This is a genomic window from Psychrobacillus psychrodurans (assembly GCF_050209195.1).
GTDB classification, from domain to species: Bacteria; Bacillota; Bacilli; order Bacillales_A; family Planococcaceae; genus Psychrobacillus; species Psychrobacillus psychrodurans.
The window spans coordinates 1,525,449-1,545,429 of sequence record NZ_CP189791.1 but is presented as its reverse complement, the minus strand read 5'-3'; the positions used below and the strand labels follow the sequence as shown (position 1 = coordinate 1,545,429).

21 protein-coding genes are annotated in these 19,981 nt (G+C 31.7%); 4 read left to right on the top strand and 17 right to left on the bottom strand.

Annotation, left to right across the window (positions count from 1 at the left end; translation table 11 throughout):
- Positions 1 to 67: 67 nt before the first annotated feature.
- The 4 genes from ACQCPR_RS07180 to ACQCPR_RS07165 form a co-directional block, all read right to left on the bottom strand.
- Positions 68 to 346, bottom strand: coding sequence for a hypothetical protein (locus ACQCPR_RS07180; protein ID WP_427138623.1), 279 nt, complete (start codon positions 344 to 346; stop codon positions 68 to 70).
- A gap of 476 nt (positions 347 to 822) precedes the next feature.
- Positions 823 to 1,059 carry a DUF4181 domain-containing protein gene (locus tag ACQCPR_RS07175; protein ID WP_427138918.1) on the bottom strand — a complete coding sequence of 79 codons (237 nt, stop codon included), beginning with the start codon at positions 1,057 to 1,059 and terminating at the stop codon, positions 823 to 825.
- 287 nt (positions 1,060 to 1,346) lie between these two features.
- Positions 1,347 to 1,514, bottom strand: a complete 168-nt coding sequence (locus ACQCPR_RS07170) for a hypothetical protein (RefSeq protein ID WP_427138622.1) — start codon at positions 1,512 to 1,514, stop codon at positions 1,347 to 1,349.
- Between the two features lie 346 nt (positions 1,515 to 1,860).
- Positions 1,861 to 2,340: an NUDIX domain-containing protein gene (locus tag ACQCPR_RS07165; RefSeq protein ID WP_427138621.1), complete on the bottom strand. Its 480-nt coding sequence runs from the start codon at positions 2,338 to 2,340 to the stop codon at positions 1,861 to 1,863.
- Positions 2,341 to 2,933: 593 nt separating this feature from the next.
- Between ACQCPR_RS07165 and ACQCPR_RS07160 the strand changes: the two genes are divergently transcribed.
- Positions 2,934 to 4,622: a M3 family oligoendopeptidase gene (locus ACQCPR_RS07160; RefSeq protein ID WP_427138620.1), complete on the top strand. Its 1,689-nt coding sequence runs from the start codon at positions 2,934 to 2,936 to the stop codon at positions 4,620 to 4,622.
- A gap of 226 nt (positions 4,623 to 4,848) precedes the next feature.
- On the opposite strand, the gene ACQCPR_RS07155 is transcribed toward ACQCPR_RS07160, so the two are convergent.
- The 10 genes from ACQCPR_RS07155 to ACQCPR_RS07110 all read right to left on the bottom strand — a co-directional run bounded on the left by ACQCPR_RS07155 (position 4,849) and on the right by ACQCPR_RS07110 (position 13,667).
- Entirely contained in the window at positions 4,849 to 5,319 is a 471-nt protein-coding gene (locus ACQCPR_RS07155) for a DUF5412 family protein (protein WP_427138619.1), read from the bottom strand.
- Between the two features lie 1,230 nt (positions 5,320 to 6,549).
- Positions 6,550 to 7,509, bottom strand: a complete 960-nt coding sequence (locus tag ACQCPR_RS07150; protein ID WP_427138618.1) for a DUF3885 domain-containing protein — start codon at positions 7,507 to 7,509, stop codon at positions 6,550 to 6,552.
- A gap of 48 nt (positions 7,510 to 7,557) precedes the next feature.
- Positions 7,558 to 8,025 (bottom strand): Imm30 family immunity protein, encoded by a 468-nt coding sequence (locus tag ACQCPR_RS07145; RefSeq protein WP_427138617.1) that lies wholly within the window; start codon positions 8,023 to 8,025, stop codon positions 7,558 to 7,560.
- 202 nt (positions 8,026 to 8,227) lie between these two features.
- The gene (locus tag ACQCPR_RS07140; protein ID WP_427138616.1) at positions 8,228 to 8,569 is read right to left on the bottom strand and encodes a cell division protein FtsK; all 342 of its coding nucleotides are present in this window, start codon (positions 8,567 to 8,569) and stop codon (positions 8,228 to 8,230) included.
- 239 nt (positions 8,570 to 8,808) lie between these two features.
- Positions 8,809 to 9,093 carry a 3-isopropylmalate dehydrogenase gene (locus tag ACQCPR_RS07135; RefSeq protein ID WP_427138615.1) on the bottom strand — a complete coding sequence of 95 codons (285 nt, stop codon included), beginning with the start codon at positions 9,091 to 9,093 and terminating at the stop codon, positions 8,809 to 8,811.
- A 168-nt stretch (positions 9,094 to 9,261) separates the two neighbouring features.
- Positions 9,262 to 10,986, bottom strand: a complete 1,725-nt coding sequence (locus ACQCPR_RS07130) for a MutS-related protein (RefSeq protein WP_427138614.1) — start codon at positions 10,984 to 10,986, stop codon at positions 9,262 to 9,264.
- A gap of 342 nt (positions 10,987 to 11,328) precedes the next feature.
- On the bottom strand, positions 11,329 to 11,733 hold the full coding sequence (locus tag ACQCPR_RS07125) for a CPBP family intramembrane glutamic endopeptidase (RefSeq protein WP_427138613.1): 405 nt from the start codon (positions 11,731 to 11,733) through the stop codon (positions 11,329 to 11,331).
- A gap of 441 nt (positions 11,734 to 12,174) precedes the next feature.
- Positions 12,175 to 12,306 carry a hypothetical protein gene (locus tag ACQCPR_RS07120; protein ID WP_427138612.1) on the bottom strand — a complete coding sequence of 44 codons (132 nt, stop codon included), beginning with the start codon at positions 12,304 to 12,306 and terminating at the stop codon, positions 12,175 to 12,177.
- A gap of 175 nt (positions 12,307 to 12,481) precedes the next feature.
- Positions 12,482 to 13,078, bottom strand: a complete 597-nt coding sequence (locus tag ACQCPR_RS07115) for an SMI1/KNR4 family protein (protein WP_427138611.1) — start codon at positions 13,076 to 13,078, stop codon at positions 12,482 to 12,484.
- Positions 13,079 to 13,391: 313 nt separating this feature from the next.
- Positions 13,392 to 13,667, bottom strand: a complete 276-nt coding sequence (locus ACQCPR_RS07110) for a hypothetical protein (RefSeq protein WP_427138610.1) — start codon at positions 13,665 to 13,667, stop codon at positions 13,392 to 13,394.
- 461 nt (positions 13,668 to 14,128) lie between these two features.
- On the opposite strand from ACQCPR_RS07110, the gene ACQCPR_RS07105 reads away from it, so the two are divergent.
- Together ACQCPR_RS07105 and ACQCPR_RS07100 are read left to right on the top strand one after the other, a co-directional pair.
- Entirely contained in the window at positions 14,129 to 15,322 is a 1,194-nt protein-coding gene (locus ACQCPR_RS07105; RefSeq protein ID WP_090562239.1) for a winged helix-turn-helix domain-containing protein, read from the top strand.
- A 621-nt stretch (positions 15,323 to 15,943) separates the two neighbouring features.
- Positions 15,944 to 16,909: an aromatic acid exporter family protein gene (locus tag ACQCPR_RS07100; RefSeq protein WP_090562241.1), complete on the top strand. Its 966-nt coding sequence runs from the start codon at positions 15,944 to 15,946 to the stop codon at positions 16,907 to 16,909.
- A 277-nt stretch (positions 16,910 to 17,186) separates the two neighbouring features.
- Here ACQCPR_RS07100 and ACQCPR_RS07095 read toward each other — a convergent pair whose 3' ends face one another.
- The 3 genes from ACQCPR_RS07095 to ACQCPR_RS07085 all read right to left on the bottom strand — a co-directional run bounded on the left by ACQCPR_RS07095 (position 17,187) and on the right by ACQCPR_RS07085 (position 19,301).
- Positions 17,187 to 17,432 carry a hypothetical protein gene (locus ACQCPR_RS07095; protein WP_090562243.1) on the bottom strand — a complete coding sequence of 82 codons (246 nt, stop codon included), beginning with the start codon at positions 17,430 to 17,432 and terminating at the stop codon, positions 17,187 to 17,189.
- A 188-nt stretch (positions 17,433 to 17,620) separates the two neighbouring features.
- A complete protein-coding gene (locus ACQCPR_RS07090) occupies positions 17,621 to 18,718 on the bottom strand; it encodes a DUF418 domain-containing protein (protein WP_427138609.1) in 1,098 nt (365 codons plus the stop codon).
- Entirely contained in the window at positions 18,711 to 19,301 is a 591-nt protein-coding gene (locus ACQCPR_RS07085; protein WP_090562248.1) for a TetR/AcrR family transcriptional regulator, read from the bottom strand. Before ACQCPR_RS07085 ends, ACQCPR_RS07090 begins: the two co-directional genes overlap by 8 nt.
- Before the next feature lie 283 nt (positions 19,302 to 19,584).
- Here ACQCPR_RS07085 and ACQCPR_RS07080 point away from each other — a divergent pair, with 283 nt between their 5' ends.
- A complete protein-coding gene (locus ACQCPR_RS07080) occupies positions 19,585 to 19,737 on the top strand; it encodes a Spo0E family sporulation regulatory protein-aspartic acid phosphatase (RefSeq protein ID WP_427138608.1) in 153 nt (50 codons plus the stop codon).
- The last annotated feature ends 244 nt before the right edge of the window (positions 19,738 to 19,981 follow it).

Below are 19,981 nucleotides of genomic sequence, written 5' to 3'. Positions count from 1 at the left end.
AAATACTCTCCATATGGCCCAAATGTTGTACACAACAACGCTTATTAATATATTTTTCTTCATTACTTCACTTTATTGATTTATTTAACCTGTTTTTAGTAAAAAAACCTAAAACTACTTCAATAATACCGCTTAACAATAAAATTAGATGGGATAAGATTAAGAAGCCTACACTGTCCATTTCTTGCTTGATTTCGATTATTAAAGTGAAGGTTAATGGATATGTAAAAATAGATAGTATTAAAACAATCCCAATTATTAGTCTATTCATCCCGTTTCCCACACTTAGCTGAAAAGAAAAATAAACAATAACAAGTGATAATATTAACAAAATGACATTTAACATTTTTTAATCACCTCTCTTCGTTTACTTATTCCACTAACTTGCATCGTTAGTTCAATTAGAAAGATTGCATCAACCCTTCTTGAAGTAAGTTTCAACTAATTTTGGAATAAATCTTTCTTTTCCTGGAGAGAGATCCTTATAAACTTAAATCCTAAAAAAGTAATTATGCTGTGTCTTCTTTAGGATTACGTCTGCCTATTAAAAACCTAATATGATACCTGTCAAAAATGTGGTGTTAAACCCACTTGTCGAATACTCTACAGTAATGACTCCCCATAAATATGTTGGGATTAAACGGTAACATAAAATAGAAAATCCAATTTCAGTTAAATTTTCCATTTAGAACTAACAAAATCCATTTCTTCGTCTTCAACTAAACTGCTTCGTTAGTACAATAAGAAAGAAGCTACCCATACACAGTCAGCCATTTGTTTACTTAGCACCCGTCAACTTAATAAAGGATCAAGTAATTTAAATTAAAAAACGATTATTATTGCTATTAAAATAAAAAACATTTCAGATAAAGTCAAAATAGATTGTTTCGGATATTGTGTATATTTCCATTCAAAAAATGCTCTTACCATATAATCCAATACCATAAAAACAATTACTGCAATTAAAGTCAGATAAATTAGATCTTCATAATAAAAAAACATCACAAAAGACAGAGTTATTAAAGTAATCGCAGAAAAAGTTCTCAAACCTTTATCAATTTTTCGATGTCACTCGTTTATGTAATTAAAAGAAAAAAACTCTTTTTTTACTTTATCAATTTTAAGTAGGTTCCTCAGAAGAAGCTTAACTATTGAAATAAGGACAAAAACAATTAACACAATCAAACCAAATTTTATCCAGAACACACAAATCCTCCTATTCTATTTACCTGTGGCCTTGGTTCAATGAGAATAAAGTCTATAAACCTTGTTTAACTAAAGCACCCTTTGAATAAGTACCTTCTCATTTATTATATTTTATCAACGAAATGTGTCCATAGTTTACTTCATCGTTTACTTTGTATTATTTTTTTTTTTCTAAATAAAAATGTAATTATTATACCCGCAATAAGAATCATAATAGCCACTTTTTCGCCAACTATATTTTGTCCATACAGGAGAACTGGACTAGCCATTAAAAGTAAACCAATAAATCTAAAAATACTAATGATCATCTAATCTAACTCCCATCTTCTTCAACTAACCTAAGAGATTAAGACGGCTTTTATTTTCCAAAATTCTCAATTTTAAAACAAAAATACCCCAAAAAGCACCATTATTCCTACTATTTTAACCATTATATTTTTATTAGGTTCATTCAAAATGGTGATACTTAAAAACAATAAACCAACAAAAATTATTAGAAAACCAAGTAAAGAACTTATTTATTTCATTTTACAACTCCCATGAGATAACGAATTAGTTGAATGACCTTGTATTTTAATAATTCGTTATTAGTTTTAATATTCCCCTTAAAGCACACCGTTAGTTGAGGAAGTAAGGAATTAATTCCCCGAAACTTCACCTAACAGCTTGATTTAGTTTATGTTCTTCGATTAAGTCAATATTTCTACCCTTAGTGGTATAACTCTGTAAATAAGAACTGATATTAGCATACATTTCAACATCTTGTAACTCTGATATTGGTAGCCATTTAACATCTATTTGATTCGAATCTGGATTTTCTGGAAATTTTGGAGTCGTGTGGTTTATTATTTTGCATTCAAACATCATAACTAACGTATGTATTTTTCCATACTTTTCAAGATTAAGATATGGTGTATATTCATAAACAAAGGCTAAAGGACCTACTTCTACATCTACACATGCTTCTTCTTTGGCTTCTCTTTTAACTGCAGCAGTAATAGATTCATTTGGTTCTGTTCCACCAGCAGGTAAATCATAGACGATACCTCTTATCGGGTCATTATAAACTGTTAATAATATATTATTATTTTCTATGATAATTGCACCTGCACGTACTCTGATATGAAATTGCATTTAATCCCCCCTATATTTAATGTCAATAGGTTACATTATATCGATAAAAATGCACTTTATTAATATATAATTCAACGTTAAATAATAATATCCTTTATTTGTTCTTCCTCAACTAAATTGCTGCGTTAGTATAATAAGAAAAAATGCTTTACTTCATCTTGAAGTAAAGCACAGAATTAGTTGAATAACAAAATTTCCATTTTGAACTAATATTCAATTGAATTGGCTATATCTAACAAGGTTTCAGGAGTAACTTTATCTGATACTCGTTTATCGATTTTCGCTACAAACATTGATGGCCAACCGGTTACAGACTTTGCTACTAATTGATTACTTTTAGGATGAAGATATGGAATTACTGGATACAAATCAACTGAAAGAATATCTCGCTAGCAGTTGAAAAGATTGAAATAGTCTAATAGTGTCACTTTTAGTTAAGAAAGATAATGCATTCATTTATAAAAATAAATTTCAGAAATTCTCTATGAGTACTTTTACTCTTTAGCGTAATTTTTTACTTAAAAGCTTCCGTTATTGCATTTTAAAGTAATTTATATTACTCTTTAAAGTAATATAAACTTGGAGGGAGAAAAATGAGTATTAGACAAAAGGGTTCCATATTAGATATTGACCAATATGAATTAGACTTTGACAGAATGTTGAAAGACTTTACAAATGCAACTTCTTTTGAGGAGCAAAATGTCCAGTTCGAAAGGCTGAACCATCATCGGCTTGCTTATCAAGCGTCAGAAAACAAAGCGAGGATTCATTACTTCCAAGATATTACAAATGATGGATACAATAAACAGCATGCCTTTTTCCAAGAGTTCGAGCCACGCTGGCTTTGGATGACAGGGGAATACTACAGAGAGATTTTGGACTCGAAATTTAGGGAACAGCTTGAGAACCAGTGGGGCAAACAGCTATTCAAAATAGCTGAGATTAAGCTGGAAACCTATTCTGATGAAGTACAAGAAGATATCAGGATGGAAAATCGTCTTGTATACGAGTATCAGGAGCTGTTGGGAAAAGCAGTCATTCCTTTCGATGGAAAAGAGCTTAGATTAAGTACCTTGGCTCTATACCTTAACTCAACTGATCGTGAGGTTCGAAAAGCAGCCTTTGAAGCAAAATCGGGCTACTTCAAACAGCATGCCTCTGATTTTGACCGTATCCTTGATAATCTGATTAATACACGTAACCGAATCGCGAAAAAGTTAGGTTATTCCTCCTTTGTGGAACTTGGCTATGTCCGAATGCATAGAACAGGACATACACCCGACGACCTCGTTCAATACCGCAAGCAAGTGAGAGAGCACGGGGTGCATTTCGTTTCTGCTCTTAGAAAGAAACAGCTGAACCGTATTGGCGTTTCCAAACTAAAGTATTATGATGAGAGCTATTTCTTCAAAAACGGTTCACCCTCACTTAAAGGGACACATCAGGAAATATTAGAGGTTTATCGGACTATTTTCCGTGAACTGTCTCCTGAAACAGGTACATTTTTTGATGAACTGATGGAAAAAGGGAATGTTGACGTGGAATCACGTACAAACAAAATGGGTGGGGCATTCGCGTCGTATAGTGGTCCGGAAGTTGCTTCATTTATCTTCGCAAATTTCAACGGCACATCCAATGATGTCAGGATTTTTGCACATGAAGCTGGCCATGCATTTCAGTTTTATATGAGCCGTCACTCCAATATTCATGAGTACATTATTCCGTATGATTCCTGTGAGGTATTTTCATTCACAATGGAACGTTTTGTCTGGCCATGGATGGAACTGTTTTTTGGGGAAAATACGATGAAGTATCAGTTTTCCAACTTGACCGAAGCATTTATTTATATGCCAATTGCATCAGTTGTTGATGAATTTGAACACTTCCTGTATGAATTTCCAACAGCCACCATGCAAGTTCGTAAGCAAAAGTGGAGAGAGTTGGAGCAAGACTACTTGCCTGAGCGGGACTATGATGGCAATGAATTTTTACAGCAAGGTACAGGGTTTTATGAAATTGGGCATTTGTTCACTTCGCCTTTTTATTACATGGACTATGATTTGGCTCATTTTGCTGCTGTCCAGCTATGGATGAAACAGAAAGATGACCCAATATCCGCTTGGGAAAGCTTCCTGAAAATATGCAAACATGGGGGACGCCTCCCCTACTCTGAACTCTTAAAGAGTGCCGATCTGGAGTCTCCTTTTGAAGATGGAAGCATGACGAGGCTTCTTGAAAAGGTCAAAAACTGGATTAATCAGGTTGATGATCGTTCATTTTAATAAAAAGTTTATGGGTAGCTGAAATTCCATTTTCGGCTACTTGTTTTGTCTAGTAGCTGTTTTCGATTATTTCACCCTCCTTTACCTGCAGCGTTAGATTAAGTGTAACAGTTCACAATGCAAATCTAAGAACACCTTAATGTTTCCGAGATAAAAATAGACTACCTAAATGGGTGCTGCACCATGATTTCCTTATTTTACCAAAGCATCCTATAGTAAAAAAATTTTAATCCAAAAAATTTTCCCCTTTATCCAAGTCCAGAGTGTGATTGTTAATTATAATAATATGGTTATTGTCCCATTCCACATCAACCTTGTGCATAGGGTCTTCATAATAAATCCTCTTTTTAAACCAAAGGGGACCATTTACAATTCCTTCTACACTAATAGAGGAAGCTGCTCCACCGTTTAATGTGTAAAAATCGATGATGATTTTAGAGTCGGGTGATTGTGCTGTTTCAATGGGTTCTCTCGCAAATGTATTTACTGCTACCCCTAATAGAAAAATTACCGAAAGGGGGAATGTAATTAGCACAGTAAGCCAACTTCTCCATCTTGCTGGTCTACTACTTTTGTCTTTCAATCCAATAATGCCCGTAACGAAAGCAATAACAGTGAGTAACCATAAGGTCAAAGCAGGTGGTGCTACTTGCCAAGTTCGGTTATATGATGCATATAACGATTGTAATGAAAGCACTAATAATATCAAACATAAAATGAATGACTACAAATTATATTTTCTTCCCACTAAATTACCTCCCGTTTAGAAGTTCTGGTGTTCCCCTAAAAAACTTCTTATTGGAATAACTCGCGGCGCTAGTTAATAAAAAGCTGCCCATAAATACTGCCTCATGTTCTGCTAAAGTACACTGTTAGTGAAATAATTATTATCCAAAATTCCTATCCAAAAACAGAAGTAGATAACTACCTGCACAAAGATAAATTGCAACTTGAGTTATGATATAAATTGAACGTTCAGGAAAAGTTAACTTTCTTTCCCTCTTAATTTTCTTGAAATGTCTAAAATAATAGAATGAACATAGGAGTAGTATTATTGCTGATACTTGGAATAAAGTTTCCAATATACTAACCAAAAAATCGTCTCCCCACATTATAATCTTTTTTATTTTATTCTTCTGTTACTACTTCAATAAAAAAGAATTACTGTTATTACACTAAAGCACACAAGAAAAGTTTGATATCCATTAACCGCTGTCATTCTTATTGTCCACATTATTTCTTTTAGGTTGAACTAGCCAAGTTACTAGTAGAAAAAACAGTCCAAAGCAAACTCTATATAATGTATTTATTACTCTACTATTTTCATCAAATAAATCTATTGATAAAATAAAACTTAAACAATATCCAATAATAAAGATAACGAAATAGCGAAATATTATTTCTACACCCCTATTCTTTAAAAAATCCAACTCAAACATCGAAATCAACTTGGTATTCTTGGTATAACAATAGATCTTCAAAAAGTGATAGCCTTGTTTAACTAAGCACCCGTTGATTTAAGTATGGTTTTTCACATTTTTTGTTTATTAGTATTAATTCTATTAATTTACTCATATTGAACAGCTAAAAATTCTAAATACCCCTCTTTAAAATAGCTCTTCAGTTTTCGTTTACTAAAAAAAATCTTCCTAGTAATATTTTTAAAAATAACGTGCGTACTATTCTTCGTTAGCTGAAAGGTAAAACTTTCGTACTCAACACTTTTAAATCCTATCGAATAGGTTTTGCGGTACTGTAATTTGGGAGGTAGCCAATTAAATTTATGATGTAACATAAATGGTTTCATAATTACATCTCCTTTTTATTCCCTTTTACGACAGTTATCAATGAAAATTGTTTTGTTCTTGTTCAATTAAACTGCTTCGTTAGTCACTTAGAAAAAAGGCTTTAATCCTGGATTTTCAAATTAAAAAGCTTCTTTAACTGACCATCCTTTGTACTCACTTTTATATTTTTTTGAATATAAAGCCATGAGCTCAGTTTGATAATCAACAATTGCCAAAGCCTCTGTTTTTGTTACTTTAATGTTAGTACACTCGCTATTTTTGTTACTGATCGCAATATTAAATCCTGTTTCACCTATCTCATTGATACATTCTTCTGCATATTCATTTGGTATGGTAAGAGCATGAGTAATGAGACATGTATTGTCCTGAGATAAGTTAATTTTAGTTTCTTTTACTTTCAGTCTGTTTTCTCTATGTCTTTTTTCTCTTTCCTCTATAGTTTCATGATAATTAAATAAACCTTCTTCAAAAGCGTAGTCTATTTCAATACGGTTATAGTCTAAAATCCACTTTCTAAACTTATGGTATACAGGCACAAGAGTATCTTTATTTAAGCCAAAAACATCACATCCACGGTCGTCATACATGTGAAATATTATGCCCTTTTCAGTGCTAATAAAGTAAACAGATTCTCCAATAGAAGGCTCTCTTCCTTGTTCATAATTCCCTATGCCTTCCAATACTTCCTTGTAGCTTATAGACTTTAAACGTGAGTATACAAATTTCACTTTGTACTCATTTTTTATTTCTATTGTTTGACCCGTTAACTCATCATAATCCTCATCTAAATCGTAAAAAGTTTCCTCTTCTATTTTTTGTTTACTCAATAAGTTATACAGGTATTCTGGGGTGTTATTTCCAAACATAACATCCTCTGTTACATTCCAATCTTTTATAAAAAGATAAATAAAATCATTCGGCCTGAACACTTCTTCGAACAATGTGGTAACTCTTGTAACAACTTGATTAATTCTTTCTTCAGTTCCATTTTTATATGGATGACCTAGTTCGAACCTTAGATGCAAATCACTTGATAAGTTAGGGAAATTACTTTCTATGTACATCATTATTTTTTCCATTATTGGAATTCCTCCCTTAAATTAATCAAATTAAAATCAAAGAAAGTGCTAGTAATACAAAATTATTTTTATCTCTTCAACTTTGCTCCCAAATTTATTAGGAGCTTCGTTCTTGATATCATTTAATAATTTCAATACCACCTCCTGATTTTGAACATTAACCTCTTTTAATGCTTCACCAAATAGTCTCCTATATTCATCATGGTTTAAAATCCTAAAATGCAAAATTTCTATCCACTCTCTGCATTTTTCAATATTATTTGGAATGGCATTTATCAGCGATTTTAAAGCTTCTTTTGGAGAAAATTCACTTAAATATTCTATTGTGTGTACAAGCCCCCACATAATTTCTTCGTGTTCGGTGTCATCCTCTAATATATCAATCAACTTTCCAATTATATGATAATCACTGGTTTTACCTATTACTTCTAATGTTTCTTCAAATAATAGAATTTCATTTTCAGTTTTCATAAAACGATTTAATTTCAAAGTATTAATTTGATAATCTAATTTCATGTGACTTCACCTCTTTAGTACCAAATTTCTATATTCACAGACATTTTTATTAGACTAAACTGCTTCGTTACTTCAATAAGAAAAAGGCTTTACTCCTTCTTGAAGTAAAGCACCCGTTACTTTAAGTGTAGTCCTTCACAACCGTTATATAAGAGAATACCTTAATATTAATTTTTTCTCTTCTGAAAACAAAAACATTGTACTAGATTATTAATTGATGAACTTCACCTGTAATAAACATCAATAACCCCAATAAAGATAATATTATTCCCATAATAAACGTCCAAGGATTATCTTCTTTTTCCTTATCAAAAGTAAAAAAAGTTACTATACAAAAGATCAGAGTAATAATAGAAAAAGGATATTGAGGAAATACGAAAGCAAATCCACTAATAATCATTCCTACCACTCCATACGGATTTTGAGATGGAATGCTATCCATATATTTTATATCATCCTCCGATAAATCCTCGTTCCTGTCTCCCCATATGTCTATGTTCTTCCATCTGTTGAGGAAGTCGATAGTTTTTTTAAATATCTTCATAAATCACCACTTTTCAAATCATCGGACTTTTTTCCTCAAAACCTACAATGTCATTCGAGACCACTATGGTTTTCATCATAAATCATTTTATAAAACTAATCTGAGGCATTACTTAATTACGTTTAAAACAAGTTGAGATTCTATTTTGAAATTAACTTTCCATTTAAACAAGCAAAAAAATATTTTCCTTATTCAACTAACCTGCTGCGTTAGTTGAATATAATCGCGATTTACATTTTTTAGCTCCTAAATTTCTTTATTACAGTTACTAAAATTGCAATTAAAAAAACGATGACACTATTTACTATTAGATATTGTCCTACTCGGAAACCATAGAATATTGCAAAAGCATCATTAATAATAAATACTGCTAATGCACCACCGAATGCCCCTAATAAAAATGCTAATAACAATATTATAAAAGCAGCAAAATATAAATTTTTCTTTTTTTTGTAAGATATAAATCCAATAATATTTGCAATTACAATAAAAAAGCCCATAAGTATTAAAAAAAAATTAGTCATTTAACTCCCCCTACATAAACGCATTTTACCAATGCCGCGTTAGTTCAATAAGTAAAAGCTACCCTTACAGGTAGCCACTAGTTTAATTAAAAATAAAAGAGCAAGAAATTTTAATACCATTTTATTTCCACTAGTTTTGAATCTAACAACATATTCACTAAAAAATGATTATAATGAAGACTTGTTTTCTGCCTCTTTTAAATATATAGAAGACTTCTCCAACTTATTACCATTATCAAATACATCCCATTTGCGTTTCTTGGTAAAGTTCTGTGCCAACCTATTCGATCTATTTGTTATACTTTTTGGATATCTAAGCATTTCGAGTAGTTTGATGGCGTTCCTCGACTTTGAAGGTCCTGAATGAATTTTATAATCAAATCGGACCTCTCCATTTTCGATAGATTCCCTGAAATGATAATTCACATACATATTTTCAGCTATTTCAGTTAGTTCAATATCATGCGATGCTAGGACATTCATTCCATTATTTAATGAAAGCCATTCCATTATTGCTGCTGATGCAGCAATTCGTTCGATTGTATTGGTACCCTTTAATATTTCATCAATAAATGATAGACATGGTTTTCCTTCTTCAATAAGTTTAATAATACGGTTAAGCGATTTTATCTCTGCAATAAAATAACTATCCCCATTTAACACGTTATCTTGAATAGCCATAGACGTTACGATGTAACTCGGCTTCATAGTCCATCTTTCAGCAATTACAGTGTTAATTGTCTGTGCTAAAATTGCATTAATGGCGACTGCTTTAATGTATGTTGATTTCCCGGAGGCATTAGAGCCTGTGACGAGCGTACACTTACCCAGGCTAGATGTATTTGAGACTGGCTTCGTTATAAGTGGATGAGCCATATTCTCAAAAAACAGTTCTTCCTTATCAGTAAAAGTAGGTGTACAATAAGTTCCCATTGATTTACGATAAAATGCTATCGCAATTGCTGCATCCATTTTTCCAATAATTGTCCAGACTTTAAAATATTCTTTTTGATGTGTGGAAATTGTCTTAATAATATTATTATATGAAATGAAATCCAATAAAAAGAGAATGCGTAAATATTCAAGTAATACATCGAACTCTCCACCACTGCCACTTCCGAACGAAGCTATTTTATTAAAAGTGATTACTTTTTTAATAGGTTGAACATTTTTTTTAAGATCTTTTATATGTATCAAAAGCTTTGGATGCCTAAGATTAGCTATACGCTTTCCTGTATTAATAATAGCAGCTACATACCCAACAGAGTAAAGATCATTCTCTAATTTCATTTTGTTCCGGTAATAAATAAATGTATTTATGCAAAGTGATGATATAAGACTGACAATTCCATATTTAAGACTGAAAAACAACAAAAGAATGGAAGCAACTGGAAATAACGAGAAAATAACATAGAAATATGCATATTTTATTTTATTATCTTTAAGATCGTAAATAAACGATGAAGAATTTGTATAGTTTTGTTTGCCAAGTCTTGAAAGGATTAGAAGGATCTCTTCTCTTAATTGCTGATCCGCTGCAATTAATCTATATAGTTCCTCTTCGTTTTGTTTTTTGGATGGATTAATATCCCTAAGCTGATTAAATAAATACTCTGATCCAACAGTTGATTGTGTGTAATTGAGTTTTTGGAAGACATCATTCATAGCCAAATCATCCCAAGTCAGCTGATCTAGACCAACGTAATTCTTTGAGTTTCTATGCCTATTAGACCAGTAAGATGAAATAGAATTAAAATCTAAGTTTAGTTGGACAAACTCTCCAGTCTCCCACTCATTTCGAATCTTTATAAGTTTCTTTTTATTTTTCGTTAATAAATGATAAACGATAATAGCTCCTACAATAATTAACGCGATTACAATTGGATTTAACAATATAAACACTCCTGATATTCTTCGAGTCAGCAAATAGAATTAATAAAAAGTAAAACTAAAATAGTGATTTTCAACACAAATGATTAAAGTCACTTATCTTTCAACAAATCAACATCACTTTATTGAACTTTCCCTTTACTTTAATACGATTGGATCATATAGAAGTTCCATTTTTAATTAAATTTACCAATTTAAATTCGTTAATAATCAATCCTTCTTTTTTTATAACAAGGAAATGTTTTTGATCATTCCTTATGAATATCATACTTACTTATAGAACTAACCTGCCGCGTGTGTTCAATAAGAAAAAAAGCTTTACTTCTGCTTGAAGTAAAGCACCAGTTAGTAGAAGAGTAATACTAACAAATTATACAAAGAATGAATAATAATTACTGACCAAAGAGAATTACTTTTCTTATATACAACCCCAAATATAATACCCAACACAAAAACTGTTAATATGGAACTTAGAATATAAGGGAATTCAAATAGATCTTTATAAAACCAAATAGGAAGATGAATCAATACAAAGAGTAAAGCTGTAATTGTATTTGCTATCCAGAATCCAAGAGAATCCATTAGTTTTCTTAATAAAAAACCTCTAAAGACAATTTCCTCAGTTATACCAACCAATAGAATAGTATTAAGCCAGCCGTTAAATCCTATTTGAAAATCGATATTTTTTTTAAAATGATAAGTTTTATTAGAAAATAGAATATCAAGGCTAAGGATACCCAACCTGTCCATTTTAGACCTTTTCTAAAGTTATGATGTAACTGTAAATAAGAAAACGGTTTACTTTTTTCCAAAATTTTAACTAATAAAATAACAGGAATGATCCAAATACCTATTTTAATAGTGACTGATGATAAAGCTCTTGGGATGGGGGCCATTAAATCTAAATATTGCACCAACCATAATTCTCTGATACACCATAGGGCATAAAATATTATGAAATATACCCAAATATAGTTTTTATTTACTTTTAATTCTATCAGAAACTTCCCCTTCTCTTCTTCAACAATCCTTTTGCGTTAGTTTAAGTACAGATATTCACAATCTTTTTTATATCCTAAAGCAAATATCCAATTCTACATGTAAGATAGTTGGCATAATAGCGTTTTGTGAAAAACAGCCTTTACCTTTCACACCAGTACTCAAGCATCCAATAGGTGAAGAACTAGTATTTTATTTTTCATTCAATTGTTTTAACAGTTCAATTATTTCTTTATTTTGTTCATTTGCTGTTCTTAACTTCACTTCAATAGTCAAGCAACTTATTGCTATCACAATAACACCAACGGTTATAATAAAACCCATCTTTAATTCTCCCTCACTACATCTATATTGCTTCATAAAAACCTAGACTCTACTTCAACTAAACTGCTGCGTTAGTTCAATAAGAAAAAAGGCTTTACTCTTTCTTGAAGTAAAGCACCCTTTACTTGATTAAAAAAAGATCATTGTTATTGAAGTATCGCACCGTTTGTTCCTTTTAAATTTTCTTAATATACTCATACACATCTTTAGGTTGTATATTAAGCAGGCTAGCAATTTCTGTAATTTTCTTGCCTTCTTTTTTCATTTCCTTTACTTTTGTGTCCAATACTTCCTCGCATTCTTCTGCAATATCGAATAACGGATTCAATAAAGATTCCCATATCTCAAAATCCACAAATTTGTTTTTTTCTAAAATGTTATTTACCAGTGCTTTCAACTCTTTATTTTGAATAGTTTGTTTTCTTCCTAAGAACTGCTTTTCTGTAAGAAAACACCCTATATCTTTAAAAATATTTAGGAATGATTCCATTGAATCTGCAAGGAAACTGCCACTATCCCAATTGTCCATTCCGTGCATCTGACTAGATACAGGGTACCCATCTTCATTTAACTCAATTATAATGGGATCACCACACAGAGTTTCATATGCAATAACAATCCAATTATCATTCCATGTAGCCTCCTCATTGGTTACAAGAGAGTTTCCATCGATGTCGGTACTAAATCCTACTTGACGTTCATCAAGTTGTTCGAAAGAAAAGATTTCAAGATTTACATAGTCTTTTATTTTTTCGTACTCCAAGTTGATCAATTTCTAATTTCTCTTAATGTCCTCTTTTTGATTACAAGAATCAAACTTTATATTTGGCATTATGACCACAATCCAATCTATACTTTATATTTATCTTCATTTTTCATTTTCATTTTTCACAAAAAAATAAAGACAAAGAATATCATTAATAATATTCTACAAATATGTGGAGTTTCCTTCCTAAACTAACCTGCCCCTTTCGTTGAAGAAGAAAAATGCTTCACTCCTTATTGAAGTAAAGCACCCTATGGTTGAATAATATTATTTTCTCTCTCTAATTAGGTTCCTATTTTCTATTACGAGAAAATGACCATTATCTAATATCTGATTTTAGCTTATCAATATAATTTTTTCCTTCTAATAGTGAAAGACCTAAATTTTCTCTTGCTTTTTTAATCGCTTTTACGTCTTCCCTATCTTTTATTAGTTCACGCAATTCATTATTTATTGGATTTTCTGGGAGTCCATGTTGTTTGGTTAATTGGTCTAATGTGTATTGTATTCTTTTCATTCGACCTTCCAATTTCTCTAATTTGACTGACAAATAAATTACTATTAGAAAAGATACGATTATGATATAGTATTCCATTTATCTAAACACCCCTAAAATATATTTCTTGTCTCTACCTTACATACGGATTCAAAAAACAAAGGTTTCACAATCTCCTCTAACAAATAGTTTTAATTCCCGATTAATAAGTCTTTATAAAAGTCTTTCTAAAATCAATTTTATTGTATTTTGAACTTTTAGTATAATAAGTTCAACTAAACAATCGTTGATTCCTTCCCTTCAGAATCTACTCTCCTATTTATTTCATCCGTTTTCTCCAGCTTTTTTTATTCGTTTCTTAGTACCACTAAACATATCCCCGTGGTCAAATAATGCTGCTGTTATGTCAAGCAGGCTTACCAGACTCAAGTCAACCAATAAAAAGTCTAAGAAACACTCTTAGCTATAATTATGAAAAAATTTATCTCATCCGTCTCCTTTGTTTTTCCACTCCACTGTAATATAATAAAAAACTAAACTAGAGGTAGGTGCGAACAATCATGATTCAATTAACAAATCGACAGGCACGGCAATTTCTGTTGTTGAAGCATGGACTTTTGGGCAAATATAAATTTAGTGGGAAACAGGGCGTATTGGATTTTGCTCGCCAGGTCAGCTGTATCCAGTACGACCCCATCGATGTTTGCGGAAAAAACGCTGAATTGGTGCTACAATCGCGAATTAAAGGATTTACTAAGGGAATGCTCTACGAGTTGCTTTATGAAGATAGAAGCCTTGTAGATTATCCCGACAAAAACCTGGCCATTATACCTGTCGAGGACTGGCCGTATTTTGAACGATACAGGCAAGCCGCGCGACAACATGCTGAACGATATCCTGAAATGGAAGCATTAACAGCGCAAGTACGTGCTCACATCCAAAAACACGGTGCACTAAGTTCGAATGATTTAAAATTGGATGGAGATTTCTCGTGGCAATCGGCCATTCACTGGAGTGGAGGAAACAATTCATCTCGATCGGTGTTGGAACAGATGTATTCGACAGGTGAGTTGATTATCCATCATAAAAAAGGAACGCGTAAATATTACGATATCGCCAAGAAGTACATACAGCCAAATCTACTGAATGCATCAGAGCCGCTAGAGGATGAGCTTGAACATCATAAGTGGCGGGTACTGCGTCGAATTAGCTCTGTAGGTCTATTATGGAATCGTGCGTCAGATGCATGGCTGAACATTTGGGGGTTGAAAGCAGCACAGCGCAACGAAGTTTTCCGTCAACTATTACAAGAATCTTCCATTGTTGCAGTTTCTGTGGAACAAATGAAGGATACACTGTATTGCGTCGCAGAGGATTTACCGCTTATTGAAGCCGTTCTACAAAATCAGGAGCAGAAATTGCGTTGCGAGCTTATTGCCCCGCTTGATAATTTCATGTGGGACAGAAAACTTATCAAAGAATTGTTTGACTTCGATTATACATGGGAGATTTACACGCCTGCAATCAAACGAAAATTCGGCTATTATGTAGTGCCTCTATTATATGGAGAGAGCTTTATTGGACGCGCAGAGATAATCGCGGATCGAAAAACTGGAACGCTAATTGTTAAAAACATCTGGTATGAGAACGGTGTGAAACAAACAACACGATTGCAAACTGCTTTGAACAGTTGTTTCCAAAGGTTTGCGTTATTCAACGGGTGTGAGACGATTACGACAGAGTCTAAGAATTGATATTTGTAATATTTGTATAGTAATAATAAATTTGTTTACTTTTGGGGAAAAAGCCTTACTATTCATTTGTAGTAGATTAATCGAGTAGATGGGATTCTTTCTACCTTGTAGTATATTGTGTTTCTTCCCCCTCTCAAAACCGTGCTTGCGATCTTAAGCACATGCATTCTCTTAGTCATCATTCACAGAATATAACTAATCTCTTTTCATAAGTCGTATATATTCACCTTATTTCTTGATGAAGGTAACGTATAGGTCTTAAGAAAAAACTGGTTTTATCCCAAGTAAAAGATTTTCTTTGACTTCTTCTATTGAATTGTTGATATAGTAAATAGTAGCTTTCAAAAAGAAACGATTGCTCGACAGAAATACCTGCATACATACCCCTGAGGTAAGTAAAAATAATTTTACTACAATAAGATTTTCCATTCTAATTAATCAAATATAACCAGTCTTAATTATGGTTTTGATTTGATTACTCGAGTGCAGGGTTTGTTGCGCAAATTACGTACATCCGTATTATTTGTGCAATTATCTCCAGCTTAGTGAATTAACGCGTTTTTTGTAAAACAGGTAGTATGCAAGGATTTACATAGTAAAAAATAATAGGATGGTGCTTCTATGATTGGTTTTGGTTATCGGACGATAAAGACTGCTGTAGGAGCAGGTCTGGCAATTTGGATTGCGAGTTTATTGGATTTGGAATTTGCAACATTTGCAGCAATCATTGTTATTATGTGTATTGAGAAAACGAAGAAAAAAACATTAATTACAATTAAGGATAAATTCTTTGCCTCTCTTTTATCTTTGATTCTTGGTGCTTTGTTGTTTGAATTATTGGGTTATAATCCTATTGTCTTTTCCTTATTTATTATTTTATTTGTTCCACTCCTCGTAAGAGCTCATATCCAGGGTGGTTTTGTCACAAGTATGGTTGTCGTTTTACATGTTTATACTGTAAAGGATGCTAACTGGGCTATTTTTCTGAACGAGCTCTATATCATTTTTATAGGTATGGGTATTGCTCTTCTTGTTAATAGTTTTATGCCAAATCTCAAGCGAGATATTGAAATCTTTAAGAAGGAGATTGAACAAAAGTTTGAAGTTATTCTCTTTGAATTCTCTGCCCATTTAAGGGATAGTATGCGAAACTGGGATGGGAAAGAAATACTTGAAGTAGAGGAATTGATTAATCAATCCAAAAGCATAGCCATTCAAGATGTAGAAAATCATCTGTTGCGAAAACAAAATAAAGACTATTATTATTTGGAAATGCGAGAGGATCAACTGGAACTCCTAAAACATATGATGAAAATCGTTGCTATCTTCTCTTCCTCTAGTCTAGACGTCAAACAGAAAGAAATGATTGCAGAGTTTTTGGAGAATTTAAGTCGAAACGTTCATTCGGGAGATACAACCGACATTTCATTAAATGAGTTAGAGGATTTAAATGCCTTGATCCGCAAGATGGATTTGCCAAAGACAAGAGAAGAATTTGAAGTACGGGCAAATCTATTTTATCTGATTTTTGAAATGAAAAACTATTTAAACATAAAGAAAAAACTTTTTGTAAAAAGAAGTCGATAATGGAAGAGCTAGCGAGAATGGATATTTAGTTCATTAACAATAAAAAGTCTCTTGTAGCTTATCAAATCCAATCAATCCTATATTTTTTCGGCACTTGTGCGAATCAACTATACTAGTCAACAAACAATTATAGATTAAATTATCACCAATTTATCCCCAGTTTTATAATTTCCAAAACAATATAAAATAGCGAGGTATTCGATTATTAAATCGACAAATACCTCGCTAATTTAAACTCTATTCCAATGGTCTCGGTGAGTGTTTCTCTGTTGAGCACTTATTTGTTGTTTTTAATGTAGTCCATACCTTTTGGTGTTATAGCTAAAACTAGGTTATCTGAACCTTGCCCACTATCTAAGGCATATTCCTTTTCGATAAGGTATTCAATAGCTAGTTTGCTATTGAGGTCTGCATTTACCATTGCTTTAGGTAATACATAACTTCCTCCATTATTAGCAAAATGATAGTCATACAGACTTTGCAATAATATATTTGATAGTTTATTTATTTCTTCATTAGTCATAAATAATCCCTCCTCACTAATCAATATACAACACAAGAGGAAAAAATTCTTTATTTTAGCATTCGATGCACAATATTCATTATGGACCACTCTACCCTCCGAGAAAAGTGTTGCATATAATTCATCCCCTCTAGCAGTATAGATAGCACCAACCATTTATACTATCTGCTATTTCTAATGGAATCATTCTAGTTAACAAGCTTTCTCATAACCAATTCAAGTGGACCTCTTTTAAATTTCATTCTCCATATTATTGAAAACAAAATACTCCCTACAAAAAACAAAATGGAAAATATCAATGAAAATCCAAGTGTCTGATATTCCAATTTATTTAATAAAATCAATATCCCAATACCAACAAATACGTGACTTACATAATGAGTTAAGGCTAATTGGCCTGTTTTAACTAAGGCATTTATTAACCAATTCCTAGAGAATTTACTTGTAATATAAATGGAAATTACTACTACAAGTAAAGCTGAAGAAGCATTTGATATTAGGTAGAATAGATTTGGAGGTATTGGTCCTGTTTGAAATAAATAACTTGCACTTTCTACATCTAATATCCTAAGAGAAAACTGAAGTAAAACTCTAGATATGAACTCAGAGAATATTAAAAGTATTGAGGAAATTATTCCTATTTTTTTAAGGATAATCTTATTTGTTAAATCGAGCCGTCCTATAATCATGCCTATTAAAAAGAAGCAAACCCAAGGAAATATAGGATGGTAACCATTAAACAATAAATTTCTTAAATATCCTTCGGCAGTCCAAAAGTCTGTGTATTCTATAAACGGTCTATCGAGATTCCATCCCTTTAAATAGTTACCTGTTACTTGCATAATTTGAGCAATTAGGCCAAAAAGGATACATATTATTATAATAATTTTGTTAGAAGCAACAATTAAAAATGAAGCGATAAACATAAACACACCATAGTAATGTAGAATATCTCCAGTCCAACCTACTACGTATAAAACCATACCTAGTAGAAATAGAAAAACAGATCTTTTCCAGATGATTTTCTTGCTCTTCCTTATTAATAAATCTGAATTTCCATTTCTAGCTTGCCTAGTCATTAAGGATATACCAATTCCAGCCAACAAAACAAAGATTGCAGAAGCTCTGCCTTGAAAAAGCTCTGTAAACCATATTAACCACTCTGCACCATTACCCTCAGCCCCAACTATTACCTTATAGTTAACAACAAACATTCCAAATAAAGCTAATGCTCTAGCAAAGTCGAGCCCCTCTATCCGTTGATTTGTGATTTGGCGTTTAATCATTTCTAACTCCCTTTAGCACACTTTTTACTGCTTCTTCCCATGTCCCCTTGTAATCTAATTCAAGCCCTGTCAATATAAAATTGCCTATATTATCTATAACCATTACAAGTATATTAGATTTGTTTTCAACATTATCCCTATTAACAACACCAATTTTAACGCCATAATTCATTAACATACTAAAGTTTTCAAAGTAGCTTTTCTGTATTTTATTTAACTGAGTCATATATTTATCATTCCTTGTTGCTAATAAAATATATTCATTAAATATTTTATTAAAATAAACATCTCTTTCCTGTTCCTCGATCATTTTAAATCCAAAGTTAAGCAGAAATTGTTCAAAGTTATTAACTGTCAAATCATCAACCGTAATGGTAGATTGAATCATTATTTCCTTGCAAATTTCCTCAAATAAAAAATCAATTAGTTTTTCTTTCGAGTCGAAGTAATAATAAATAGCTGGCTTTGAAATGCCTACTCCTTTAGCAATCATGGCTAAACTAGTTTTATCAAATCCATTTTCTGCAAACATTTTATAAGCAGTTTCTACTATGAGATCATACGTTTCTTTTTTATCTTTCATATTATTACTCCCCATATTTTACTTACCGGTCGGTAAATTTATGATAGCATCGATTAAAGAAATATTAAACAATTTGTTTGTAGAGATTAATTTATTTTTAATAATTTTAAATTTTAGTATATTTATAATTTTCAAATTAAATTATAATATAAGTAATTATATTAAATACATAATTTAAAGTAATAATTTTATTCCTTAAAAATTGAATTGAATATCCTAATCACTTTATTCAATTTAACCATAGAGACAAAGCTATGATTACCCAATAATCTGGAGGTTTTTTATGAAAAGCTTAGTTAGTAAGAAAAAATTGGAAATTATAATAGAGATCAAAAGAAAAGTTATGTGTAAAAAAGCAATTATTTTAGGATTCACTCATCCAGAAGTGGTTAAATGTAGTCAAGAATTAGATGTATTACTTAATATTAGAAAGTAGTCAAAAACGTCATCGAACTTTAAAGAATATGTTAACTTCGTCGGAATAATTCCAAACTCTAATATCACGATTCATCAGTACATAACAAAAACCTTTATTTAATTTTATTAATTAAAATACAGATTCTCACAAAAGCGTTTTTTATCATTACAATTATAAAGAATCATTTTTAGATAAATTGATGCTAAACTGGTATTTTCCATCCCTCTAGTCTTATTTTCATATTATTATATCTAGAGAACTA